We start from the raw sequence: 22454 nt of genomic DNA, 5'->3' as shown, positions 1-22454 counted from the left end.
AAGCTGCCGTATAAATTATAAATTTCCCCCATCAGACGAGTAGCAAGATTTATGAATGATTGAATTCAATCAATTACTACCAAGGAGAAACGCGTGGCGACGATACACAGCACAATCATCAGCGGGGCTGGCGCCTCATCGGCCCTGCTCCCGCTGCTGGCCGGTAAAACCTCAATCCTGCTGGTGACCGACAAGAACGTCGGGGCGCTGGAGGCAACCCAGGCGATTCATCGCCTGCTGGCGGCTGAAGGGCGTGAAGTTGAGGTCATTGACAGCGTGCCAGCGGAGCCCAACCATCACGATGTTACGCAGATCGTCAGCCAGCTGGGCGCCAGCCAGCCGCAGATGGTCGTTGGTATCGGCGGGGGGAGCGTACTGGATGTAGCAAAACTGCTGTCAGTACTTCTGCACCCTGAGGCGCCCTCGCTGACGGCCCTGCTGGCAGGCGAGCAGCCGCAACGACGAATTTGCTCATTGTTAATCCCGGCCACCGCGGGCACCGGATCCGAAGCGACGCCGAACGCCATTCTGGCGATCCCCGAGCAGCAGACGAAGGTGGGGATCATCTCCCCGGTGCTGCTTCCGGACTATGTCGCCCTGCTGCCGGAGCTGACCACCAGCATGCCGCCCAGCATCGCGGCGTCGACCGGAATCGATGCTCTGTGTCATCTGCTGGAGTGCTTTACCTCCACCGTCGCCAACCCGGTGAGCGATAACGCGGCGTTAATCGGTTTACACAAGCTGGTACGCCATATCGAGCGTTCGGTAAATCAGCCGCAGGATCTGACGGCGAAGCTGGAGATGCTCTGGGCCTCGTGGTACGGCGGCGCAGCGATCAACTATGCCGGCACTCACCTGGTGCATGCGCTCTCCTATCCGCTTGGCGGTACCTGGCACCTGCCGCACGGGGTGGCCAACGCCATTCTGCTGGCGCCCTGCATGCGGGTGGTCCGCCCTCACGCGGTGGCGAAGTTCGCTCAAGTCTGGGACCTGATCCCCGATGCAGATCGCACGCTCAGCGCGGAAGAGAAATCCCATGCGCTGGTCGCATGGCTGGCGGCGCTGGTCAAACGACTGCCGCTGCCGGACAACCTGGCCGCGCTAGGCGTGCCTCAGGAGAGTATTTCCGCCCTCAGCGCAGCGGCGCAAAACGTCAAACGCCTGATGAACAATGCCCCATGCAGCGTCAGCCGCGAAGAGATCGCGGCCATCTACCAAACGCTGTATCCAGAACATGCCTAACAGGAGAAAGTTAAATGAGGAAAGCTATTAGCGGCGTACTCACCGCCATTGTCACTCCCTTTACCGCCGAGGGAGCGCTTAACCTGCCGGCGCTACGCCAGCAGGTGCAGCGCCAGCTCGCCGCAGGCAACGGTATTTTCTGCGGCGGCACCAACGGCGAGTTTTTTGTCCTCAATGAGGAAGAGAAGATCGCCATCGCCAGAACCTGCGTGGAAGAGGCGGCCGGTCGCGCGCCGGTGGTGGCCCATATTGGGGAGGTTTCCACCCGGGAGACGCGCCGGCTGGGCCAGCAGATCGCCCGCCTCGGAGTTGACGCGGTATCGGCCATTACCCCGTGGTTCGTGCCCTTGAAGCAGGAAGAGCTGATTAACCACTATACGGCGATCGCCGACGCGCTGAGCGTCCCGCTCTTTCTTTACAACATTCCCGCCCGCACCGGCAACACTATTGCCCCGGAGACCGCGCGCCAGCTGGCCCGCCACGAGAATATAGTCGGCATTAAGGATAGCGCCGGCAGCTACGACAGCCTGAAAGGCTTTCTCGACGCGGTGCGCGATATCGACGGTTTCGACGTTCTGAACGGGCCGGACTCGCTTATCCATCAGGGATTTGTCGACGGCTGCTCGGCCTGCATCTCGGGGCTTGCCAACGTCGCCCCCGCTGAAATTAACGCCATCTGGTCGCGCTTTCACGCCGGGGATATCGCCGGATCGCGCCAGGCCCAGGAGCAGGTAACGGGCCTGCGCACCGATCTGTATAAAGTGGCGTTCTCGCCTGCGGCGGTGAAGAAAGCCCTGCAGCTAATGGGTCACGAGGTGGGCGACAGCCGCTACGCGGTGCAGTTTAGTGACCAACAGCTGCAGCAGATACGCGACATCATCGCTCGTTATTTAGCGTAATACTTGCTGCGCTTTTTTAATAAAACAGACCGGGTACCGCCGTGCCCAGGATTCGTACGCCCAGAGAGAGGCTAAGATGAATCATTTTACCGCTGAAGATACCTTTATTATTGTCGGCATTGTTATTGCCTATATTCTGTTTACCACCTGGCTGACATTCCGTATTCGTAGTAAAAATTCCGGGGATTTTATGGAAGGCTCGCGCGCCATGCCGGCCTTTATTGTCGGTATATTACTGATGTCAGAATATATTGGCGCCAAATCGACCATCGGTACTGCCCAGGCCGCCTTTGAGAGCGGAATTGCCGCCTCGTGGTCCGTGCTGGGGGCAGCCATCGGCTTTCCGCTGTTCGGTTTAATCCTGGTGAAACGCATCTATAACACCGGAAAAATCACCATTTCCGGCGCCATCGCTGAAAAATATGGCAACAGTACCAAAAATATTATCTCCCTGATTATGATTTATGCGCTGCTGCTGGTTAACGTGGGCAATTACGTCAGCGGTGCCGCAGCCATCTCCACCGTATTAAAAGTGAATTTACCGGTAGCCGCCTTTATTACCGCCATTGTGAGTACCTTTTATTTCGCGTTCGGCGGCATGAAGGGCGTCGCCTGGGTCACCATGTTACACAGCGCGTTGAAATACGCCGGTCTGCTGATCATTCTGGGTTTTGCCCTGTCCAAAACCGGCGGCTTCTCGCCGATGATGGAGAAGATGCCGGATTATTACTGGACATGGGATGGCAACATTGGTGCTGGCACGATCTTCGCCTGGCTCATCGGCACTATCGGCTCCATTTTTTGCACCCAGTTTGTCATTCAGGCCATTAGCTCAACCAAAGACGTTCGGTCAGCGAAACGCTCCACCTGGATCGCCTTCTTTTTCTGCCTGCCTATCGCCTTTGCCATCGCCATTATCGGCGTCGCGGCGAAATACCTGCATCCCGAGATCAACAGCCTGTATGCCCTCCCGGTCTTTCTGCAGGACATGAACCCGTGGCTGGCAGGTCTGGTGACAACGTCACTTGTGGCATCGATTTTCGTCAGCGTAAGTACCGTAGCCCTGGCCATTGCCTCGCTGGTGATGAAGGATTTTTACGTACCATGGCGCAACCCAACGCCGGACCAGGAATTCAGAGCCACACGCTGGGCGTCGCTAATTATCGGCTTCCTGCCGCTGATCTTTGTGCTGCTGGTACCGGAGGTGCTGAAACTCTCCTTCTTTACCCGCGCCATTCGCCTCTCCATTACCGTGGTGGCGGTCATCGCCTTCTATGCCCCCTTCTTCAGAAGCACTCGGGGCGCGAATGCCGGCCTGATCGGCGCCTGTGTGGTGACGTCCGTCTGGTATTTACTCGGCGACCCGTTCGGCATCAATAACATGTATGTCGCCCTGGCGACCCCGGCCATCATCATGGTGATTGACCGCCTGATCCCAAATAAATCACAACCATCCCCCGCCCCAGTTGAGCAACGTGGAGTATAAAACATGACCGTAATTCCGCCTTTTGACGGCGTCATTCGCCAACACCAGCAAGATGAACACATCGCATGGGCAATGCTTCCCTGCGCCTGCCCGCAGAACCATGCCGCCAATCTGCTGCCGCTGGATGACGGCAGCCTGATGTGCGTCTGGTTTGGCGGCTCCCAGGAGGGAAAAGCCGATATTTCTATCTGGGGATCGCGGTTAGCCCCCGGCAGTGACCGCTGGAGTGAGGCGGTCAAGCTATCTGATGACCCAGACCGCTCAGAACAAAACCCGGTGCTGTTTCAGGCGCCCGATAACGTGCTGTGGCTGTTGTGGACAGCGCAATTTGCCGGAAACCAGGATACCGCCATTGTGCGCTACCGCCTCTCCCACGATGGCGGACGAAGCTGGGGGGCCATCGATACGCTGCTGGATCAGCCGGGTACCTTTATTCGCCAGCCAATAAGCGTTATGTCTGACGGCAACTGGCTGCTGCCGGTCTTTTACTGCCGTACCGAACCCGGCGAGATATGGGTGGGTAACAATGACGTCAGCGCGGTGAAGATCTCTTCAGACTGCGGAAAAAGCTGGCGTGACGTAGCGGTCCCGGAGAGCCTGGGTTGTGTCCATATGAGTATCACTCCGCTTCCGGACGGCAGACTGGCAGCCTTCTTCCGCAGCCGCTGGGCGGATCATATCTGGTTCAGCCAGTCCAGCGACCAGGGAGAGAGCTGGTCTGCGCCGGTACCGACGACGCTTCCGAACAACAACTCGTCCATTCAGGCGCCCCCCCTGGACAATGGTGAACTGGCGCTGGTGTTCAATAATATGAGCGCCGCCGGCGCCACGGAACGCCGCGCCTCGCTGTATGATGAAATTGCTGACGACGATGGCCGTAGGGAGCCGGAAGCGACCGGGAAAAGCGCCTTCTGGGGCGCACCACGCGCGCCGATGACCGTCGCTATTTCAGCCGATGGTGGTGAAAGCTGGCCGTGGCTGCGCAATCTCGATGAGGGTGACGGCTACTGCATGACCAATAATTCGGAGCAGAAGCTGAACCGGGAGTTCTCCTACCCCAGCATCAAACAGGGAGCAGACGGTAATTTGCATATCGCCTACACCTGGTATCGCCAGGCGATCAAGTATGTTCGTGTCTCGCCACAGTGGGTAAAAGGAGAAAGCGCATGATTATCGGTAATCTGCAGGCGCTGCAGCAGGCTGGTCTGCCGCCGGCGTTAAAGCAGCTATTGAGCAGCGAGGCCTGTTCGCTGGCCGCCCTCAGTGCCAGAGAGAATGGCCGCTTCCAGCCCGACGATGCGCCGTGGTTCTGCACCCTCAGCGTGGTGCAAACCCAGCCTGCGGCCGAGCGGCATACGGAATATCATCGCCAGTGGGCGGATATTCAGGTCATCCTGGCCGGCGAGGAGCGCATCCAGGCGGGCATGGCTCCCGCGATGCGCCCGGAAGATCATGAGCTTAAGCCCGACCTCTATATATGTCAGCCGGCCCCGGAGAGTGTCTCTATTCTGCTGCGTCCCGGCGACTTCGCGGTCTTTTACCCCGGCGAACCGCACCAGGCGCTGTGTGCGGTTTCGACGCCAGCGCCGGTCAGAAAGGCAGTATTCAAAATCCCCGCTGAGATGCTGGAGGCGCGATGAAGCGGGCAATGGTAACCGGGGCCAGCTCCGGGATCGGCGCCGCAGTGGTGAGGCAGTTGCTGGCGGACGGCTGGCAGGTGATCGGCATGAGCCGTTCGCTGCCGCCCTTCTCACAGCCGAACTTTCGCCATCTGATGGTCGACGTCAGCCAACGCAGCGCGCTGCTGGCGGCGCTGGAGCAGATTGAGCCCCCTCAGGCCATCATTCACGCCGCGGGTTCAATGGCGGCCGCCACCCTGGGTAATCTGGACCCTCAGCGCAGCGAGTCGTTGTGGCGTTTACACGTCGATGCTGCTCAGACATTGGTCAATCACTTCGCCCCGACCATGGGGCCAGGCGGGAGGATCGTTCTGCTGGGAAGCCGTACGTCACGAGGCGCCGCTGGTCGCTCGCAGTATGCGGCCACCAAAGCCGCGCTGGTCGCTCTCGCCAGGAGCTGGGCGGCAGAGCTGGCGCCTGCCGGGGTGACGGTCAACGTCGTGGCCCCCGGCGCAACCGATACGCCGATGCTTCATCAGCCAGGCAGAGAAAGTTCCCCGCCGCGGCTTCCGCCGCTTGGGCGACTGATTACTCCGCAGGAAGTGGTCTCTCTGGTGAGCTGGTTGCTGAGCGAGGGCGCATCGGCGATGACCGGACAGGAGCTGGTGATGTGTGGCGGCGCATCGCTGGGCTAATGCTATGTCGCCCCGGGGAGCGGAAGTAGATTGCCGCTCTCCGGGGCGACGCGGGGGCCATGATTAACGCAGGTAAACCGTTCCGCGCATATAGGTGGTGGCCTGGCCGCTAATCAGCACACGGTCGCCCTGCCACTGGCAGCGCAGGTCGCCGCCGCGAGCGGAGACCTGGCGCGCCATCATGGTGGTTTTCCCCAGCTTTTCGCCCCACCAGGGGATCAGCATGCTATGGGCGGAGCCGGTGACCGGATCTTCCGGCACCCCTTCTCCCGGGCAGAAGAAGCGGCTGACAAAGTCATACTCTTCATCCGGCGCGCTGACGCAGATCATTTTGCCAAGCGTTCGCAGCCGCGCCATATCCGGTCGCACCGCTTCAACCTGCTGGCGATCCGCCAGCACCACCAGATAATCGCGTCCTTCCCGAACTTCAACGGCGGCCTCGAGTCCTAGCCCGGTCAGCAGATCCGCCGGCGGGTTTTCCACCGGGGAGGTCGACCACGCCGGGAAATCGAGCGTCAGCCAGTCGCCATTACGGGTGACCCGCAGCTCACCAACAAAACGGGTGCTAAAGAGAATCGTCGCCGAAGGATGGTCGAGATATTCGAAAATAACGTGCGCAGCGGCGAGGGTCGCGTGGCCGCAGAGATTGATCTCAGCGAGTGTGGTAAACCAGCGCAGCTCATAGCCCTCGTCGGTACGGACAAAGAAAGCCGTTTCGGATTGATTATGCTGCTGGGCCATTTTCAGGAGCACATCGTCGGCTAACCACTCGCTGAGCGGGCAGACGGCCGCGGCATTGCCGCCAAAGTTTTTATCGCTGAAAGCATCGACCAGATAAAATTGAATTTCCTGCATACCCTGTCCTTACTTTTTTTACTTTCCTTCAACATGACATAAAAGCGCCCCCTTGACACTATCCATAGCAAAATTAATCGCTTAACCGCGGCCAGCCCCTTGCGATGAAATGAGACGCAGATCACAAAATGATTGTCTTTTCGCCAACAATCGTTTTAAGATCAGCGTCACATCTTTCCCTGAATCACCAGTCCAGAGCTTATGACTACGAATACGGTCTCACGCAAGGTAGCGTGGCTACGTGTCGTGACGTTGGCCATCGCCGCGTTTATTTTTAACACCACAGAGTTTGCCCCGGTCGGTCTGTTGTCGGATATTGCCGACAGCTTCGGCATGGAAACCGCCCAGGTGGGCATGATGCTGACCATCTACGCATGGGTGGTGGCGTTAATGTCGCTGCCGTTTATGCTGCTGACCAGCAAAGTGGAGCGCCGGCGCCTGCTTATCGGCCTGTTTATTCTGTTTATCGCCAGCCACGTCCTGTCGTTTTTTGCCTGGAATTTTGACGTGCTGGTGATCAGCCGCATTGGTATCGCCTTTGCGCATGCAGTGTTCTGGTCGATAACGTCGGCACTGGCCATCCGCATGGCCCCGCCGGGCAAACGGGCGCAGGCGCTGAGCCTGATCGCCACCGGTACCGCGCTGGCGATGGTGTTTGGTATTCCGATCGGGCGCATTATCGGCCAGTACTTTGGCTGGCGGATGACCTTCCTGGCGATCGGCCTCGGCGCGTTAGCCACCCTGGCCTGCCTCGTAAAACTGCTGCCGACCCTGCCGAGCGAACATTCTGGCTCGCTGAAAAGCCTGCCGGTGCTGTTCCGCCGCCCGGCGCTGGTCAGCGTGTACATTCTGACCGTGGTGGTGGTGACCGCTCATTATACCGCCTACAGCTATATCGAGCCCTTTGTCCAGACGGTAGCGGGCCTGAGCGGCAACTTTGCCACCGTACTGCTGCTGATCCTTGGCGGGGCCGGTATTATCGGCAGCATTCTGTTCGGTAAACTCGGTAACCAGCACGCGTCGGGGCTGATAAGCCTGGCGATTGCCCTGCTGCTCGCCTGCCTGCTGCTGCTGCTGCCGGCCTCGCATAACCCGCAGCACCTGATGCTGCTCAGCATCTTCTGGGGGGTGGCGATCATGATTATCGGTCTCGGCATGCAGGTGAAAGTGCTGGCCTCCGCTCCGGATGCCACCGACGTCGCCATGTCTCTGTTCTCGGGCATCTTTAATATCGGCATAGGCGCCGGGGCGCTGGTCGGCAGCCAGGTGAGTCTGCATCTTTCCATGGCCTCCGTCGGCTACGTCGGCGCCATTCCGGCGCTGGTCGCGCTGGTCTGGTCGCTGATGATATTCCGTCGCTGGCCGGTATCGCTGGAAGACCATCAGCCGCACCACTCCTGATTCCGTCGCACAAAAAAGCCCGCCGGTATCGCGCCGGCGGGCTTTTTTTCTCTGCGCATCGCGGGCGGTCAGGGATGCCAGGTCGAAATGATCTCCAGCACGCCGTTAATAATAAACTGCACGCCCATGCAGACCAGCAGAAAGCCCATCAGTCGCGAGATGGCCTCGATGCCGCCTTTGCCAACCAGACGCATAATCGCGCCGGAACTGCGCAGACAAGCCCACAGAATCACCCCTAACAGCAAAAAGATGATCGGCGGCGCCGCCAGCACCACCCACTCCGGGAAGTCCACGCCGTGCTTAACGGTCGAGGCGGAGCTAATAATCATCGCGATGGTGCCCGGACCGGCGGTGCTTGGCATCGCCAGCGGCACAAAGGCGATATTGGCGGTCGGTTCATCCTGCAGTTCTTCCGATTTGATCTTCGCTTCCATCGAATCGTGGGCTTTTTGCTGGGGAAACAGCATGCGGAAACCGATAAAGGCCACAATCAATCCGCCGGCGATACGCAGCCCAGGTATTGATATGCCGAATGTATTCATCACCACCTGACCGGCATACCACGACACCATCAGGATGGCGAAGACATACACCGATGCCATTAACGCCTGTTTATTACGCTCGGCGTTGTTCATATTACCGGCCAGGCCAAGGAACAGCGCCACGGTTGTGAGTGGATTCGCCAGCGGTAAAAGCACCGCCAGGCCGAGCCCTATTGCTTTAAACAAATCGAACATAGTTAATTAAAGTCCCGTTAATATTCATTTTTTAAGAATGGTTTCATTCCGTGAGTATATCGGCTTCAACAAATTTGACGCCAGCCTGCTGATAAATCACTTCTGCAAAAAAATAACAAGCGTTAGAAAAATCATAAAGAGTGACCCACATCGTACTTTTCCATTTTAGCAAATCGTGGCATCGGCCAATTCATAATGTTGACTTATGATTGCCTGGGCAATAGTATCACCTGCAACTAATTACTTGCCTGGGCAACCATTATGAAAAGTACCAGCGACCTGTTTAATGAAATGATCCCGCTGGGTCGCTTGATCCAGATGGTTAACCAGAAAAAAGATCGCCTGCTCAATGACTACCTCTCACCTATGGATATTACCGCGACCCAGTTTCGCGTGCTCTGCTCCATTCGTTGCGAAGTATGTATTACCCCCGTTGAGCTGAAAACCGTGCTTTCCGTCGACCCGGGCGCGATGACGCGCATGCTCGACCGCCTGGCGTGCAAAGGCTGGATTGAACGGTTACCCAACCCCGCTGACAAGCGCGGCGTGCTGGTGCAGTTGACGCCGGACGGCGCAGCCCTTTGCGAGCAGTGTCATCAGGTTGTGGGTCAGAAGTTACACCAGGAGTTAACGAAAAATCTGTCGGCGGACGAAGTCGCCATGCTTGAGCAACTGCTCAAGAAGGTCCTGCCGTAAAAATAAGAAGAGGTAAGATGATGTCCAGACGTAATAATGACGCCATCACTATCCATAGTATTTTGTCGTGGATCGAGGATAACCTGGAATCGCCCCTGTCGCTGGAAAAAGTGTCTGAGCGCTCCGGTTACTCTAAGTGGCACCTGCAACGTATGTTTAAGAAAGAGACCGGCCATTCCCTCGGCCAGTACATCCGCAGCCGCAAGCTGACGGAGATTGCGCAGAAGCTCAAGCAGAGCAATGAGCCAATCCTGTACCTGGCGGAACGCTATGGTTTCGAGTCGCAGCAGACCCTGACGCGAACGTTCAAGAACTATTTCGATGTTCCGCCCCACAAGTATCGCATAACGAATGTACCTGGCGAATCCCGCTATCTACATCCGCTAAATAACTGATGTTAATCGCCTGCACTATAAAAGACGTATTGAGGAAATCATGAAACTATTCGCTGCCGCAGCTATCGTACTCTTGTCGCTGGCCTCCAGCCTCAGCTATGCGGAGCAAAACACCACGCCGGTGCGTCAAAACCAGCGTGATACAATGATTATCCCTTCAGAACATAATGATTCGCCGTTTGATTTCAATCATATGGCGGCTGGTAATGATAAATCTGACGAACTTGGCGTGCCGTACTACCAGCAGCACGACCTGTGATGCCATTACACGCATAATTGTGTATAGCCCCGTCTCCGGGGCTTTTTTTTTATCCGCGCGCCATCCCAGGCCGCACCAAACGTAAGCCAAAGACATTAATGTAGAGCCCGGCCATAATCAGCACCGCCCCGGTGAGCTGCAGTCCGCTCAGCGTCTCCCCGAGCAGCAGCGCAGCGCTGGCCATTCCCACCACCGGCACCAGCAGCGACAGCGGCGCCACCCGCCAGGTTTCATACCGCCCCAGCAGCGATCCCCAGATGCCATAGCCGACGATAGTGGCGATAAACGCCAGATAAAGCAGCGACAGTATCGTTAGCAGATCGATGTGTTGCAGACTCGCCAGCATGGTCTGCGGGCCATCGATCAACAATGAGGCCAGCATAAACGGCAGCACCGGGATCAGCGCGCTCCAGACCACCAGCGACATGATTGGCGGCCGGCTCGCCTGGGACATGATTTTCTTGTTGAAAATATTGCCGCAGGCCCAGCTGAGCGCCGCCGCGAGGGTCAGCATAAAGCCCACCAGCGGCACATGCTCCCCGCCAAGGCTGCCCTCCACCAGCACCAGCACGCCAAAGATCGCCAGGGCGATCCCCGCCAGCTGCTTGCCCTGCAGACGTTCGCCAAAGACGAAGGCGCCAAGGATGATGGTGAAGAAGGCTTGCGCCTGCAGCACAAGGGAGGCCAGCCCGGCCGGCATACCCAGGCCGATAGCGCAGAACAGAAAGGCGAACTGACCGAAACTTATGGTCAGGCCATAGCCCAGCAGCAGGCGCAGCGGAATAGCTGGCCGGGCGACAAACAGCAGCGCCGGGAAGGCGACCAGCATAAAGCGCAGCCCCGCCAGCATCAGCGGCGGCATATTGTGCAACCCCAGCTTAATCACCACAAAGTTAAGCCCCCACACCACCACTACCAGCAGCGCCAGTAGTCCATCTTTCCTCGTCATACCCCTGCCTCTGTCGTTATTGGAATTTTTGTGAACAAAATCAAAGTAGCGAAAAAGCGGCCGCCGGGATAGATCATTATTTTTGGCAGGCCCGGAAGTGCGCCCGTCGACCGCGATGACCTGTACAAGGCGTAATGACCGTGTTATTTGTGATCGAAGACATAAAATTATAACAACATGACAGGCAAGGAAATCATGATCACCACTCTCCGGCGCTCCACCATCGCGCTGCTGGCATCGTCGTTACTGTTGACTATCGGCCGCGGGGCCACACTGCCGTTTATGACCATCTATCTCACCCGACGCTTTCAGCTGGAGGTGGATGTGATTGGCTATGCCCTGTCGCTGGCGCTGGTGGTTGGGGTGTTGTTCAGCATGGGTTTTGGCATCCTCGCTGACAGGTTCGATAAAAAGCGCTATATGGTGTGGTCAGTGCTGGTGTTTATTCTCGGCTTCAGCGCAATACCGCTGGTCAATAACGCCCTCCTGGTGGTGATCTTCTTTGCGCTGATCAACTGCGCCTACTCGGTCTTTTCCACCGTCCTGAAAGCCTGGTTCGCCGATCGGCTGACGGCAGAGAAAAAAGCGCGCATCTTCTCGCTGAACTACACCATCCTCAACATCGGCTGGACCGTTGGGCCGCCCATCGGCACCCTGCTGGTAATGCACAGTATCAATTTGCCGTTCTGGCTGGCGGCCGCCTGCGCCGCCTTTCCGCTGGTGTTTATTCAGCTGTTTCTTCAGCGGGATGACGCCGCCGCGGCCCAGCCGGGCGCCGCGCCCTGGTCGCCTTCGGTGTTGCTGCGCGACCGGGCGCTGCTGTGGTTTACCTGCTCCGGGCTGCTGGCCTCCTTCGTTGGCGGCGCCTTCGCCTCCTGTCTCTCGCAGTATGTGCTGGTGGTCGCCAGCAGCGATTTCGCCGAGAAAGTGGTGGCCGTGGTGCTGCCGGTCAACGCCGCGGTGGTGGTTGCTCTGCAGTACGCGGTTGGCCGGCGGCTGAGCGCGAGAAATATCCGCCCGCTGATGACCTTCGGCACCGTCTGCTTTGTGATCGGCCTTGTGGGCTTTATGTTCTCTGGCGCCAGCCTGTGGGCGTGGGGGATCTCGGCGGCGATCTTCACCCTCGGGGAAGTGATTTATGCCCCCGGGGAGTATATGCTGATTGACCATATTGCCCCGCCGGGGATGAAGGCCAGCTACTTCTCCGCCCAGTCGCTGGGGTGGCTGGGGGCGGCATTCAACCCGATGCTGACGGGGTTGATCCTCACCCATCTGCCGCACTGGTCGCTTTTTGTCATTCTTATCGTGGCGATTGTCGCCGCCTGGCTGATGATTTTCCGCGGGATCAATGCCCGCCCCTGGCAACCGGATTCTCCGCTGGCCAACGCCTGACGCCAGCTGGCATGCGGCTGTCAGGTTGCTGTCGGGCCGTTGTCGGGTCGCTGTCGTGGTGGCTGGCGGCCCGGTTCACCATACTCCATCACAGGTTTACATCCGCAGAACGTTATGGAGCATACGAATATGAACAGCAACAATCAGGTCAAACAATTACGGCTGCAGCGCGCCTGGTCCCAGGAGCAGTTGGCCGAAATGGCGGGTCTCAGCGTCCGCACGATCCAGCGCATTGAGAATGGCGAACGCCCGGGGCTGGAGACCCTCAGCGCCCTCGCCGCGGTCTTTGAGGTGACGGTGGCCGAGATCGGCGGCGAAGCCCGGCGGGAAGACGCGCCGGGCCAGGAAGCCTCACTGGATCTGCGCATAGAGGAAGCCAAAGCGCGGGTGCATCAGGAGAGCCGCTTTTTCCGTTCGCTGTCGGTGGCGCTGGTGGTTTGCGTGCTGCTGGCGGTGCTTAACCGCTTCACTAATCCACAGTACTACTGGTCCGGCTGGGTCGCCCTGATCTGGGGCGCCCTGCTGGTGGTGAGAGGATTACGCCTGTTCGTGTTCGGCGAATGGATTAAAAACTGGCGCCAGGCGCGCCTGCAGCGGCTGCTGCGCAAATAGGCCGCAAACCGGCGGCGCGACCGCCGCCGGCATGGTCAGATGGTCACCATGGCGCGCACGCCGTCGCTCTCCATATCACCACCCTTGCCTTGCTGGACGATGGCGCCGCGCGACATCACCAGGTAGTGGTCCGCCAGTCCGGCGGCAAAGTCATAGAACTGCTCCACCAGCAGGATCGCCATGTCTCCGCGGCTCGCCAGCTGGCGGATCACCTCGCCAATCTCTTTGATGACCGAGGGCTGGATCCCCTCGGTGGGTTCATCAAGGATCAGCAGCTGTGGGCGGCTGGCCAGCGCGCGGCCAATCGCCAGCTGCTGCTGCTGGCCGCCGGATAAGTCACCGCCTCGCCGCTGCTTCATGGTCCTGAGCACCGGGAAAAGCTGGTAGATCTCCTCCGGCACCTGCTGCGCTTCGCGGGCGGGAAAGCGCGACAGCCCCATCAGCAGGTTTTCTTCCACCGTCAGGCGCGGAAATATCTCGCGCCCCTGGGGGACGTAGGCGACCCCGGCCTGCACCCGCTGGTGCGGTTTGCGATGGGTGATGTTCTGATCCTGCCAGCGTACCTCACCGCTGCGCGCCGGGATCAGCCCCATCAGGCATTTCAGCAGCGTGGTCTTACCGACGCCATTGCGCCCCAGCAGGCAGGTGACTTCGCCCTGGCGGGCGGAAAAATCCACCCCGCGTAAAATATGGCTGCCGCCGTAGTATTGATGTAGCTGACTCACCTGTAACATTGGCGCTCCTTAACGTCCCAGATAAACTTCAATGACCTGCTCATTGGCCTGTACCTCCCGCAGCGATCCCTCCGCCAGCACCTGGCCCTGATGCAGGACCGTCACCCGGTCGGCGATGGTCTCGACAAATCCCATGTCGTGCTCCACCACCATCAGGGAGTGCTGTCCAGCCAGGGTACGAAACAGCTCCGCCGTATACTCCGTTTCCGCATCGGTCATGCCGGCCGCCGGCTCATCAAGCAGCAGCAGATGCGGCTCCTGCACCAGCAGCATGCCGATCTCAAGAAACTGTTTCTGACCATGGGACAACAGACCGGCCTGGCGGTAGCGCTCGCCGTCAAGACGCAACAGGCGCAGCACCTCATTCAGCCGATCGTCCTGTTCGCTGCTTATCCGGGCGCGCAGGCTGGCCCACACCGATTTATCCCCCTTCATCGCCAGGGCGAGATTTTCCGCCACCGTCAGCGCTTCGAAGACCGTCGGCTTCTGAAACTTGCGCCCGATGCCCTGGCGGGCGATGGCCACCGGGTCAAGAGTGGTCAGATCCACCGACTGGTCATAGAGCGCTTTGCCGCTTTGCGGCCGGGTCTTGCCGGTGATCACGTCCATCAGGGTGGTCTTGCCCGCCCCGTTGGGGCCGATCACACAGCGCAGTTCGCCGACGCCTATCGCCAGCGACAGATCCGTCAGCGCCCGGAAACCGTCAAAGCTGACGTTGATGTTCTCCAGCTGCAGCACCGGATCGGTTTGTTCGCGAAAGCGATCGCCGGGCAGCTGGCGGGTAAATAGTCCTTCATCCGGTTGCATTAGCGGTCTCCTCGACGCAGCAGGCCCATCACCCCGCGGGGTAAAAACAGGGTCACAATGATGAAGATGAGGCCGAGAAACAGCTGCCAGTACTCTGGCATCGCCACGGTGAAAATGCTTTTCGCACCGTTGACCAATCCGGCGCCAAGCACCGGGCCAATCAGGGTGCCGCGCCCGCCGAGCGCCACCCAGATGGCGGCCTCGATGGAGTTGGTCGGCGACATTTCGCTGGGGTTGATGATCCCCACCTGCGGGACATATAACGCCCCCGCCAGACCGCAGAGCACCGCCGACAGCGTCCACACCAGCAGCTTGAAGCCGCGCGGGTCGTACCCGCAGAACATCAGCCGGTTTTCGGCGTCACGCACCGCGGTGAGGATCCGGCCAAACTTACTCTGCGCCAGCGCCGAGCCCAGCCACAGGGTCAGCAACAGCAGCAAAACCGTGGCCATAAACAGGCTGGCGCGGGTGCCGGTGGCGGTGACAGGAAAGCCCAGCAGCGTGGTAAAACCGGTGAAGCCGTTATTCCCGCCAAACCCGGTCTCGTTGCGAAAGAACAGCAGCATACCGGCATAGGTCAGGGCCTGGGTCATGATCGAGAAATAGACCCCTTTGATCTTCGAGCGAAAGGCAAACCAGCCGAAAACCAGGGCCAGCAGACCGGGAACCAGCACCACCAGCGCCATCGCCCAGGCGAAATGCTGCGTGCCCCACCAGAACCAGGGCAGCTCGCTCCAGGAGAGAAAAGACATAAACGCCGGCAGACCGTCGCCCGCCGCCTGGCGCATCAGGTACATCCCCATGGCGTACCCGCCGAGGGCAAAGAAGATCCCGTGCCCCAGCGACAGCATGCCCGCATAGCCCCAGACCAGATCCAGCGCCACCGCCACAATGGCGTAGCAGAGGATTTTGCCGCTCAGCGTCAGCAGCCAGCTCGGCACCGCCAGCGGATGGGAGGCCGGCAGCAGCGCCAGGAATGGCATACTCAGCAGCCCCAGCACCAGCAGGATCCCCAGCCAGCGCAGAGGCCGCGGCGCGCGCTGCGCCAGCGTTAAGGTGATTGGTTGGCTCATTAGTCGATAACCCTCCCTTTCAGCGCGAACAGACCCTGCGGTCGTTTCTGAATAAACAGAATAATCATCACCAGGATCAGGATCTTGCCCAGCACCGCGCCCATTTGCGGTTCGAGAATTTTGTTGAAAATGCCCAGCCCAAAGGCCGCCGCCACGCTGCCGGCCAGCTGGCCGACGCCGCCCAGCACCACCACCAGAAACGAGTCGATGATGTATCCCTGACCCAGTTCAGGCCCGACGTTGCCAAGCTGCGACAGCGCCACGCCGCCCAGCCCGGCAATACCGGAGCCGAGGCCAAAGGCCAGCATATCCACCCGCCCGGTAGGCACGCCGCAGCAGGCGGCCATCGCCCGGTTCTGCGTCACGGCGCGGACGTTCATCCCCAGACGGGTGCGGTTCAGGATGAGCCAGGTAAAGCACAGCACCAGCAGGACGAACGCCAGTACCGCCAGCCGGTTCCACGGCAGGATCAGGTTCGGCAGGACCTGCACGCCGCCGGAGAGCCAGGCCGGGTTTGCCACCTCCACGTTCTGCGCGCCAAACAACATCCTCACCAGCTGGATAAGCATCAGGCTGATCCCCCAGGTGGCGAGCAGCGTTTCCAGCGGCCGACCATACAGATGACGAATAATGGTGCGCTCCAGCGCCATGCCGATCCCGGCGGTCACCAGAAACGCCACCGGCAGCGCGACCAGCGGATAAAAGGCCAGCCATCGCGGCGCGAGCTGCGCCAGCGCCTGCTGTACCAGCCAGCAGCTGTAGGCGCCGATCATTAACATCTCGCCATGGGCCATGTTAATCACCCCCAGCAGGCCATAGGTGATCGCCAGCCCCAGCGCGGCCAGCAGCAGCACCGAGCCCAGCGACAGCCCCATAAAGGCCTGGCCCAGCAGATCGCCGAGCAGCAGACGATGTTTGATCTTTTGCAGGCTATCGCTGGCCGCCTCGCGCACCGCCGCATCCGGCTCATGCTGGGCATCGGTAAAGGGGATCAGCAGCGCCTGGGTTTCCGGATCCGCGGAATGGCCGAGCAGCGTCACGGCGGCCAGCCGCGCGCTGGCCTCAGGCTGAGTGAGCTGCAGGCGCGCCAGCGCCACCTCCAGCAGACCCCGCACATTATCATCGGTTTCCGCCTGCAGCCGCTGTTGCAGCAGCGCGGCCATGGCCGGAGTCGCTTCCCGCTGTAGCGTTCGTGCGGCGGAAGCTCTCTCCGTGACGTTGTCACTTAAAATAAGGTGGCTGGCCAGCGCGCCGGCAGCCAGATTGCGCAGCCGGTTGGTCAGACGGACCGGCCGGGTTTCGCCCTGCGGCGCGGCGACAGCGCCCAATGGCTGTAATCCGCCCAGTCGGGTGCGGAAAGCATGTTTTCCGTCGTCCATCACCAGGCTCTCGGTGGTCAACGCCCGCAGCAGCGGCAGACGATCCGCCTGCGGCGCTGCCGCCCACTGGGTCAACAGCTGCGCCTGCTGGCTGCGACTGGCGGCAACGAAGTCGTCCGCCTCCGCGGCCTGCGCCCGCCATGGCAGCAAGGTCAGCAGTAGCGCCAACACACTCATGAGACGCAATGCGTTCATGTCGTTCTCCTCTGGTCAGCGGCCGACGGGCGCGACGCTCCCGCCCCGTCGGCCGTGGCGCTTACTGGCTGACGGTTTTCACCGGATGGTCAGGTTTCTTATCATTACCGGGGATCCACGGGCTCCACGGCTGCGCGCGGACGGGCTCATCGGTCTGCCAGACCACGTTGAACTGGCCGTTGCCTTCAATTTCACCGATCATCACCGGCTTATGCAGATGGTGGTTGGTGGCATCCATGGTCAGGGTAAATCCGGACGGCGCTTTGAAGGTCTGCCCGGCCATCGCCTCGCGTACTTTGTTAACATCGGTGGTGCCCGCTTTGGTCACCGCCTGCGCCCACATATGCAGGCCCACCCAGGTCGCTTCCATCGGATCGTTGGTCACCACCGTATCGGCATTCGGCAGCTTGTGCGCTTTGGCATACGCGCGATAATCGGCGACGAAGGCTTTGTTGGTCGGATTATCGACGGATTCAAAGTAGTTCCATGCCGCGAGGTTGCCGACCAGCGGTTTGGTATCGATGCCGCGCAGCTCCTCTTCCCCCACCGAGAAGGCCACCACCGGTACATCGGTCGCTTTCAGACCCTGGTTAGCCAGCTCTTTGTAGAACGGTACGTTGGAATCGCCATTGATGGTGGAGACCACTGCCGTTTTGCCACCGGCGGCGAATTTTTTGATATTGGCGACGATGGTCTGGTAATCGCTGTAGCCGAACGGGGTGTAGACCTCCTCGATATCTTTGTCCTGGATCCCTTTGGCATGCAGAAAGGCGCGGAGGATCTTGTTGGTGGTGCGCGGATAGACGTAGTCCGTCCCCAGCAGAAAGAAACGTTTAGCGCCGCCGCCGTCCTCGCTCAGCAGGTATTCCACTGCCGGGATAGCCTGCTGGTTAGGCGCCGCGCCGGTATAGAAGACGTTGGGGGACATCTCTTCCCCTTCGTACTGCACCGGGTAGAACAGCAGGCCGTTCAGTTCCTCAAACACCGGCAGGACCGATTTACGCGAGACCGACGTCCAGCAGCCAAACACCACCGCCACTTTATCCTGGGCCAGCAGCTGGCGCGCCTTCTCGGCAAACAGCGGCCAGTTGGAGGCCGGGTCGACCACCACCGGCTCCAGTTTCTTGCCCAGCACCCCGCCTTTGGCGTTGATGTCGTCGATGGCCATCAGCGCGACGTCTTTCAGCGGCGTTTCGGAAATCGCCATCGTCCCGGAGAGCGAATGCATGATCCCGACTTTGATGGTGTCGGCGGCATAGGCCTGAAAGGAGAGACCCATAGCCATAACAGAGGCGGAGAGTGCAAAAGCTTTTAATAACGTTCTACGTTGCATGATTCACTCCTGAGTAGCGCAAAAAATAAAGAATTAACAGCTAACCAGAGGTGATAAGGCAAAAAAGGTGCCAGGTTGTGAAAACAGCAGGATGCGGCGCAGGTGGGCGATAGTGGCGAAGAGGATGGCAGCGTTGCCTCATCACGGTGCAACGCTGCGCTAAGAAAGCAATTACCAGACGTCGGCGGCGATGGAGGTCACCAGACGGACCTTTTGCCATTGCTGGTCTTCGCTGAGGGCATTCCCCTCTTCAGTGGAGGCGAAACCGCACTGCGGGCTGAGGCAGATCTGCTCGAGCGGCACGTACTGCGCGGCCTCGGCGAGACGCGCTTTTACCCCTTGCGGATTCTCCAGCTCGCCGTTTTTGGTGGTGATCAGCCCGAGGACCACCTGCTGGTGGCCGGGACGAATAAAGCGCAGCGGCGCGAAATCCCCGGAGCGGTCGTTGTCGTACTCCAGGAAGAAGGCATCGACATTAACGCCGCCAAACAGCACCTCGGCAACCGGCTCGTAACCGCCTTCCGAGATCCAGGTTGAACGGAAGTTACCCCGGCAGACGTGCAGGCCCACCGTCAGATCGGCCGGCTTACCCTCCAGCGCCTGGTTCAGCACCCGGGCATAAATACGCGCCAGCGCATCCGGATCCTCGCCGCGCTCGCGTACCTGCTGGCGCTGGGCATCGGAGCACAGATAGGCCCACACGGTATCGTCCAGCTGCAGATAGCGGCAGCCGGCGTCATAAAACGCGCGGATGGCGTCGCGCCAGGTGGTGGCCAAATCGTCGAAGTAGTCGCTAAGATCCGGGTAGACCGTGGCATCGATATCTTTCCGCCCGCAGCGGAAGTGCAGCACGCTCGGGCTGGGAATGGTCATCTTCGGCTGCGCGTCGCCGCTGATGCTTTTCAGATAGCGGAAATCCTCCAGCATCGGGTGGTCGCCAAACGCCAGCTTGCCGGTGACGCGAACGCCGTGCGCTTTGGTCTGCACGCCGTTGAACTGGATCCCCTGCTCGGCATCGTAACGTTCAACGCCCTGCAGGCCATCGAAGAAATCGAAATGCCACCATGCGCGACGAAACTCACCGTCGGTGACCACATGCAGGCCGCAGTCGCATTGCTGCTGAACCAGATGACGGATCGCGTTATTCTCAATCTCGCGTAGCTGAGCGGCGTCGATAATCCCCTCAGCCAGCTGCTGACGCGCCTGTTTAATGCTGTCCGGGCGCAAAAAACTGCCGACGATGTCTGCGCGGAACGGGGCCTGTTGACGTTGCATGCTGTCTCCTTAGCGGTGGGCGCGTTAGTTGCCCACCGTGATAGTTCATTATTTGAATTTTTAGACTTCTGGATGGCTATATGTCCAGATACTGGCATGCAGAGTGGTGGGCCGCAAACGAGAATATTTCATGGTACATGAAAAAATTTCATTTACCGGAAACAAACGCATAGCCCTCATCTTCCCAGCCGGTGAGTCCGCCGAGCATCATTTTCACCGGCCGCCCGAGCTCAGCCAGCTTCAGCGCGGCAACGTCAGCGCCGTTGCAGTGCGGCCCGGCGCAGTAGACCACAAAGAGGGTATCCGCCGGCCAGGCGGCCATTCGCTCGGCGGTGATCTGGCTGTGCGGGAGATGCTGCGCGCCTGGCAGGTGACGTCTGGCGAAGGCTTCCTCACTGCCGACCACGTGCAGCAGGACGAAGTCGACCTCGCCGGCACGCTGGGCGCTGTGCACATCGGCGCAGTCGGTCTCAAGATGCAGCTTATGGCTGAACCAGCGGATAGCCTCAGCGGAGGTGGCGGGGGTAAATTGGGTTACTACACTCATGGCGTCTTCTCCTTGTCTGTGATAACACTACTTTACTGACGCCCATCACCCTGATCTGCCGGCAACCATGACAGAAAACGCTAACATTCTGACAACCCCTTCTGTGACACCGTCACGTCATCAGGTGATCGCCCTCGCCTACGATGGCCTGTGCACCTTTGAGTTTGGCGTAGCCGTGGAGATCTTCGGCCTGCCGCGCCCGGAAATGGGCGACAACTGGTACCAGTTCGCCGTCGCCGCCGTCGATGAAGGGCCGCTGTGCGCTACCGGCGGCATCCGCCTGATGACCGACGGCGGTCCTGAACTTCTCGCCCAGGCGGATACGATCGTGGTCCCCGGCTGGCGCGGCGTCGACGCCCCGGTCCCCGAGGCGCTGTGCGCCGCGCTGGCTTCCGCCCACGCCCGCGGATGTCGGATTATTTCTATCTGTTCCGGGGTGTTCGTTCTCGCCGCCGCCGGGCTGCTCAATGGCCGCCAGGCGACAACCCACTGGCGCTACACCGCGGCGCTGCAGTCCCGTTTTCCGCAGATCCAGGTGGTGGAGGACGTCCTTTACGTGGGCGATGCTTTGCTGATGACTTCCGCCGGCAGCGCGGCGGGGATCGACCTTTGTCTGCATCTGGTGCGTGAAGATTTCGGCAGCGAAGCCGCCAACGTCGTCGCCCGCCGCCTGGTCGTCTCTCCCCATCGCGACGGCGGTCAGGCGCAGCAGGTCCTGCGCCCGGTAGCCCGCAGCCGGGAGAGCCTGCGCCTCGGTCAGCTGTTTGACTATCTGCACCAGCATCTTGCCGCCAGCCATACCGTCGCTTCCCTCGCCCAGCGCGCCGGCATGGGGACGCGCACCTTTTTGCGCCGCTTTGAGGAGGCCACCGGTAAAACGCCCGCCCGCTGGCTGCTGGAGGAACGACTGCTGCGCGCCCGCCAGCACCTGACGGAGAGCACGATGGGCATCGATCAGATCGCTGAGCGCTGCGGGTTTGCCAGCGCCGGCACCCTGCGCCACCATTTTCGCCAGCACTTCGCGCTCAGCCCGCTGCAGTACCGTAAACAGTTTACGCCTTCTCCGATTGCAAAATCGTCGCAGCCACGGACAATAGACGGCCACAGTAAACCGGTCGCCAGGAGGGTCGATGATGAAGAAAGAGTGTCGGGTAGTGATCTATAAAGAGGGGCTGCTGGGCAGTCTGTTTTTTGGCGAAGCCAAGGCCGACCCTGACAAAATGAGCCAGTTTCTCAGCAGCTATACCCGTGAGGGATGGGAAGTGAAAACCATGTCGGTGGAGCGCCGCCGTACCGCCCTGTTCTGGTCGCGGGAAGCGTATCTTTTCGTGCTCGAACGCCCCCTCTGACAGCCTGCGCCTGGTTTACCCGTTTAAGCCAGGCGTTTCTAAGCGTCAGCTTTCAGGGCTGACGGATATAGCCCTGCTCCTGCATTTTCTGCATGCCTTCCTCGCTGGCGCAGACCATGCCGGTAGTCAACATGGCAAAGCCAAAGCGCTGATAAAACGTAATTTTATCGGCCACCGCATAGATAAATATTTTGCCAAAGGGCAGGAGTTGCTCCCGGATGGCCAGCATCAGCTGTTGCCCGTAGCCCTGTCCCTGACGAGTGGGGACGATCGCCACATCCGCCAGATAGCTGCTCCAGGTGCAGTCGCTGATGGCTCGCGCCACGGCAATCAGCTGACCGTTCTCATAGCCAAACCAGCAGAAGGTACTCTGGCGGAACGCCTGCTCCAGTTGCTGAACATCACGCTCATTCAGCCCGGCCTCGGCGATGATCGTTCGCACTCGCTGCCAGTCCACCCGCGCGATCGCCTCTTTACCCTCAATCACCATCATGACCTTGTCTCCCGTCGTCTCCCGGAAGCAAG

General features: G+C 59.9%; 26 protein-coding genes. 14 read left to right on the top strand and 12 right to left on the bottom strand.

Going from position 1 to position 22454, the window contains the following annotated elements:
* The first annotated feature begins 93 nt into the window (after positions 1–93).
* The 6 genes from KHQ23_RS01925 (at position 94) to KHQ23_RS01900 (ending at position 5941) form a co-directional block, all read left to right on the top strand.
* Complete coding sequence (locus KHQ23_RS01925; protein WP_004183982.1) at positions 94–1242, top strand: iron-containing alcohol dehydrogenase; 1149 nt, start codon at positions 94–96, stop codon at positions 1240–1242.
* 14 nt (positions 1243–1256) lie between these two features.
* A complete protein-coding gene (locus KHQ23_RS01920) occupies positions 1257–2141 on the top strand; it encodes a dihydrodipicolinate synthase family protein (protein ID WP_032434501.1) in 885 nt (294 codons plus the stop codon).
* Between the two features lie 76 nt (positions 2142–2217).
* Positions 2218–3627 carry a sodium:solute symporter family protein gene (locus tag KHQ23_RS01915; RefSeq protein ID WP_047694689.1) on the top strand — a complete coding sequence of 470 codons (1410 nt, stop codon included), beginning with the start codon at positions 2218–2220 and terminating at the stop codon, positions 3625–3627.
* Between the two features lie 3 nt (positions 3628–3630).
* Complete coding sequence (locus tag KHQ23_RS01910) at positions 3631–4797, top strand: exo-alpha-sialidase (RefSeq protein ID WP_211776825.1); 1167 nt, start codon at positions 3631–3633, stop codon at positions 4795–4797.
* Positions 4794–5267, top strand: coding sequence for a YhcH/YjgK/YiaL family protein (locus KHQ23_RS01905; protein ID WP_002904414.1), 474 nt, complete (start codon positions 4794–4796; stop codon positions 5265–5267). The genes KHQ23_RS01910 and KHQ23_RS01905 overlap by 4 nt, the downstream gene beginning before the upstream one ends.
* Positions 5264–5941, top strand: coding sequence for an SDR family NAD(P)-dependent oxidoreductase (locus KHQ23_RS01900; RefSeq protein WP_004183978.1), 678 nt, complete (start codon positions 5264–5266; stop codon positions 5939–5941). The genes KHQ23_RS01905 and KHQ23_RS01900 overlap by 4 nt, the downstream gene beginning before the upstream one ends.
* Positions 5942–6004: 63 nt before the next feature.
* On the opposite strand, the gene KHQ23_RS01895 is transcribed toward KHQ23_RS01900, so the two are convergent.
* A complete protein-coding gene (locus KHQ23_RS01895; RefSeq protein ID WP_004183975.1) occupies positions 6005–6796 on the bottom strand; it encodes a PhzF family phenazine biosynthesis protein in 792 nt (263 codons plus the stop codon).
* Between the two features lie 201 nt (positions 6797–6997).
* On the opposite strand from KHQ23_RS01895, the gene KHQ23_RS01890 reads away from it, so the two are divergent.
* Positions 6998–8197 carry a sugar transporter gene (locus KHQ23_RS01890; protein WP_002904407.1) on the top strand — a complete coding sequence of 400 codons (1200 nt, stop codon included), beginning with the start codon at positions 6998–7000 and terminating at the stop codon, positions 8195–8197.
* Between the two features lie 68 nt (positions 8198–8265).
* Here the strand turns inward: KHQ23_RS01890 and KHQ23_RS01885 are convergent, their stop codons facing one another.
* Positions 8266–8934, bottom strand: a complete 669-nt coding sequence (locus tag KHQ23_RS01885; RefSeq protein ID WP_002904403.1) for a MarC family NAAT transporter — start codon at positions 8932–8934, stop codon at positions 8266–8268.
* Positions 8935–8977: 43 nt separating this feature from the next.
* The gene (locus KHQ23_RS01880; RefSeq protein ID WP_004217987.1) at positions 8978–9106 is read right to left on the bottom strand and encodes a hypothetical protein; all 129 of its coding nucleotides are present in this window, start codon (positions 9104–9106) and stop codon (positions 8978–8980) included.
* Between the two features lie 89 nt (positions 9107–9195).
* Between KHQ23_RS01880 and marR the strand changes: the two genes are divergently transcribed.
* The 3 genes from marR to marB are packed head-to-tail and all read left to right on the top strand — an operon-like array spanning position 9196 to position 10284.
* On the top strand, positions 9196–9630 hold the full coding sequence (marR, locus tag KHQ23_RS01875) for a multiple antibiotic resistance transcriptional regulator MarR (protein ID WP_004143563.1): 435 nt from the start codon (positions 9196–9198) through the stop codon (positions 9628–9630).
* Between the two features lie 20 nt (positions 9631–9650).
* On the top strand, positions 9651–10025 hold the full coding sequence (gene marA, locus KHQ23_RS01870; RefSeq protein WP_002904397.1) for an MDR efflux pump AcrAB transcriptional activator MarA: 375 nt from the start codon (positions 9651–9653) through the stop codon (positions 10023–10025).
* Positions 10026–10065: 40 nt separating this feature from the next.
* A complete protein-coding gene (marB, locus tag KHQ23_RS01865) occupies positions 10066–10284 on the top strand; it encodes a multiple antibiotic resistance protein MarB (protein ID WP_002904394.1) in 219 nt (72 codons plus the stop codon).
* Positions 10285–10333: 49 nt separating this feature from the next.
* Here the strand turns inward: marB and eamA are convergent, their stop codons facing one another.
* Positions 10334–11233 (bottom strand): O-acetylserine/cysteine exporter, encoded by a 900-nt coding sequence (gene eamA / locus KHQ23_RS01860; RefSeq protein WP_004143566.1) that lies wholly within the window; start codon positions 11231–11233, stop codon positions 10334–10336.
* A 195-nt stretch (positions 11234–11428) separates the two neighbouring features.
* On the opposite strand from eamA, the gene ydeE reads away from it, so the two are divergent.
* Entirely contained in the window at positions 11429–12625 is a 1197-nt protein-coding gene (gene ydeE / locus KHQ23_RS01855; protein ID WP_023313140.1) for an efflux MFS transporter YdeE, read from the top strand.
* 129 nt (positions 12626–12754) lie between these two features.
* Complete coding sequence (locus KHQ23_RS01850; protein WP_002904389.1) at positions 12755–13237, top strand: helix-turn-helix domain-containing protein; 483 nt, start codon at positions 12755–12757, stop codon at positions 13235–13237.
* Between the two features lie 35 nt (positions 13238–13272).
* Here the strand turns inward: KHQ23_RS01850 and urtE are convergent, their stop codons facing one another.
* The 7 genes from urtE to KHQ23_RS01815 all read right to left on the bottom strand — a co-directional run bounded on the left by urtE (position 13273) and on the right by KHQ23_RS01815 (position 20580).
* Entirely contained in the window at positions 13273–13971 is a 699-nt protein-coding gene (gene urtE / locus KHQ23_RS01845) for an urea ABC transporter ATP-binding subunit UrtE (RefSeq protein ID WP_004176246.1), read from the bottom strand.
* 9 nt (positions 13972–13980) lie between these two features.
* Complete coding sequence (urtD, locus tag KHQ23_RS01840; RefSeq protein WP_004148342.1) at positions 13981–14778, bottom strand: urea ABC transporter ATP-binding protein UrtD; 798 nt, start codon at positions 14776–14778, stop codon at positions 13981–13983.
* Positions 14778–15851: an urea ABC transporter permease subunit UrtC gene (gene urtC, locus KHQ23_RS01835; RefSeq protein ID WP_004176247.1), complete on the bottom strand. Its 1074-nt coding sequence runs from the start codon at positions 15849–15851 to the stop codon at positions 14778–14780. The genes urtD and urtC overlap by 1 nt, the downstream gene beginning before the upstream one ends.
* Entirely contained in the window at positions 15851–17425 is a 1575-nt protein-coding gene (gene urtB, locus KHQ23_RS01830) for an urea ABC transporter permease subunit UrtB (RefSeq protein ID WP_211776826.1), read from the bottom strand. The genes urtC and urtB overlap by 1 nt, the downstream gene beginning before the upstream one ends.
* A 61-nt stretch (positions 17426–17486) precedes the next feature.
* On the bottom strand, positions 17487–18758 hold the full coding sequence (urtA, locus tag KHQ23_RS01825) for an urea ABC transporter substrate-binding protein (RefSeq protein ID WP_023282557.1): 1272 nt from the start codon (positions 18756–18758) through the stop codon (positions 17487–17489).
* A 171-nt stretch (positions 18759–18929) separates the two neighbouring features.
* The gene (locus KHQ23_RS01820; RefSeq protein WP_211776827.1) at positions 18930–20033 is read right to left on the bottom strand and encodes a cobalamin-independent methionine synthase II family protein; all 1104 of its coding nucleotides are present in this window, start codon (positions 20031–20033) and stop codon (positions 18930–18932) included.
* Positions 20034–20181: 148 nt separating this feature from the next.
* Complete coding sequence (locus KHQ23_RS01815; protein WP_004214783.1) at positions 20182–20580, bottom strand: rhodanese-like domain-containing protein; 399 nt, start codon at positions 20578–20580, stop codon at positions 20182–20184.
* A 67-nt stretch (positions 20581–20647) separates the two neighbouring features.
* Between KHQ23_RS01815 and ftrA the strand changes: the two genes are divergently transcribed.
* Positions 20648–21745 (top strand): transcriptional regulator FtrA, encoded by a 1098-nt coding sequence (gene ftrA / locus KHQ23_RS01810; protein WP_004198831.1) that lies wholly within the window; start codon positions 20648–20650, stop codon positions 21743–21745.
* The gene (locus tag KHQ23_RS01805; protein WP_004205985.1) at positions 21714–21929 is read left to right on the top strand and encodes a DUF4177 domain-containing protein; all 216 of its coding nucleotides are present in this window, start codon (positions 21714–21716) and stop codon (positions 21927–21929) included. Before ftrA ends, KHQ23_RS01805 begins: the two co-directional genes overlap by 32 nt.
* Positions 21930–21981: 52 nt before the next feature.
* Here the strand turns inward: KHQ23_RS01805 and KHQ23_RS01800 are convergent, their stop codons facing one another.
* A complete protein-coding gene (locus KHQ23_RS01800; protein ID WP_032434495.1) occupies positions 21982–22422 on the bottom strand; it encodes a GNAT family N-acetyltransferase in 441 nt (146 codons plus the stop codon).
* Positions 22423–22454 lie beyond the last annotated feature (32 nt).

Source organism: Klebsiella sp. 64, from assembly GCF_018223915.1.
GTDB classification, from domain to species: Bacteria; Pseudomonadota; Gammaproteobacteria; order Enterobacterales; family Enterobacteriaceae; genus Klebsiella; species Klebsiella pneumoniae.
The sequence above is the reverse complement of the archived record's forward strand: the minus strand, read 5'-3'. Positions and strand labels throughout refer to the sequence as shown.

Bases quoted from the DNA above. Each gene is read 5' to 3' on its own strand.
- KHQ23_RS01920 (WP_032434501.1), top strand. From the start codon at position 1,257: ATGAGGAAAGCTATTAGCGGCGTACTCACCGCCATTGTCACTCCCTTT.
- KHQ23_RS01915 (WP_047694689.1), top strand. From the start codon at position 2,218: ATGAATCATTTTACCGCTGAAGATACCTTTATTATTGTCGGCATTGTT.
- KHQ23_RS01910 (WP_211776825.1), top strand. From the start codon at position 3,631: ATGACCGTAATTCCGCCTTTTGACGGCGTCATTCGCCAACACCAGCAA.
- KHQ23_RS01905 (WP_002904414.1), top strand. From the start codon at position 4,794: ATGATTATCGGTAATCTGCAGGCGCTGCAGCAGGCTGGTCTGCCGCCG.
- KHQ23_RS01900 (WP_004183978.1), top strand. From the start codon at position 5,264: ATGAAGCGGGCAATGGTAACCGGGGCCAGCTCCGGGATCGGCGCCGCA.
- KHQ23_RS01895 (WP_004183975.1), bottom strand. From the start codon at position 6,796: ATGCAGGAAATTCAATTTTATCTGGTCGATGCTTTCAGCGATAAAAAC.
- KHQ23_RS01890 (WP_002904407.1), top strand. From the start codon at position 6,998: ATGACTACGAATACGGTCTCACGCAAGGTAGCGTGGCTACGTGTCGTG.
- KHQ23_RS01885 (WP_002904403.1), bottom strand. From the start codon at position 8,934: ATGTTCGATTTGTTTAAAGCAATAGGGCTCGGCCTGGCGGTGCTTTTA.
- marR (WP_004143563.1), top strand. From the start codon at position 9,196: ATGAAAAGTACCAGCGACCTGTTTAATGAAATGATCCCGCTGGGTCGC.
- marA (WP_002904397.1), top strand. From the start codon at position 9,651: ATGTCCAGACGTAATAATGACGCCATCACTATCCATAGTATTTTGTCG.
- marB (WP_002904394.1), top strand. From the start codon at position 10,066: ATGAAACTATTCGCTGCCGCAGCTATCGTACTCTTGTCGCTGGCCTCC.
- eamA (WP_004143566.1), bottom strand. From the start codon at position 11,233: ATGACGAGGAAAGATGGACTACTGGCGCTGCTGGTAGTGGTGGTGTGG.
- ydeE (WP_023313140.1), top strand. From the start codon at position 11,429: ATGATCACCACTCTCCGGCGCTCCACCATCGCGCTGCTGGCATCGTCG.
- KHQ23_RS01850 (WP_002904389.1), top strand. From the start codon at position 12,755: ATGAACAGCAACAATCAGGTCAAACAATTACGGCTGCAGCGCGCCTGG.
- urtE (WP_004176246.1), bottom strand. From the start codon at position 13,971: ATGTTACAGGTGAGTCAGCTACATCAATACTACGGCGGCAGCCATATT.
- urtD (WP_004148342.1), bottom strand. From the start codon at position 14,778: ATGCAACCGGATGAAGGACTATTTACCCGCCAGCTGCCCGGCGATCGC.
- urtC (WP_004176247.1), bottom strand. From the start codon at position 15,851: ATGAGCCAACCAATCACCTTAACGCTGGCGCAGCGCGCGCCGCGGCCT.
- urtB (WP_211776826.1), bottom strand. From the start codon at position 17,425: ATGAACGCATTGCGTCTCATGAGTGTGTTGGCGCTACTGCTGACCTTG.
- urtA (WP_023282557.1), bottom strand. From the start codon at position 18,758: ATGCAACGTAGAACGTTATTAAAAGCTTTTGCACTCTCCGCCTCTGTT.
- KHQ23_RS01820 (WP_211776827.1), bottom strand. From the start codon at position 20,033: ATGCAACGTCAACAGGCCCCGTTCCGCGCAGACATCGTCGGCAGTTTT.
- KHQ23_RS01815 (WP_004214783.1), bottom strand. From the start codon at position 20,580: ATGAGTGTAGTAACCCAATTTACCCCCGCCACCTCCGCTGAGGCTATC.
- ftrA (WP_004198831.1), top strand. From the start codon at position 20,648: ATGACAGAAAACGCTAACATTCTGACAACCCCTTCTGTGACACCGTCA.
- KHQ23_RS01805 (WP_004205985.1), top strand. From the start codon at position 21,714: ATGAAGAAAGAGTGTCGGGTAGTGATCTATAAAGAGGGGCTGCTGGGC.
- KHQ23_RS01800 (WP_032434495.1), bottom strand. From the start codon at position 22,422: ATGATGGTGATTGAGGGTAAAGAGGCGATCGCGCGGGTGGACTGGCAG.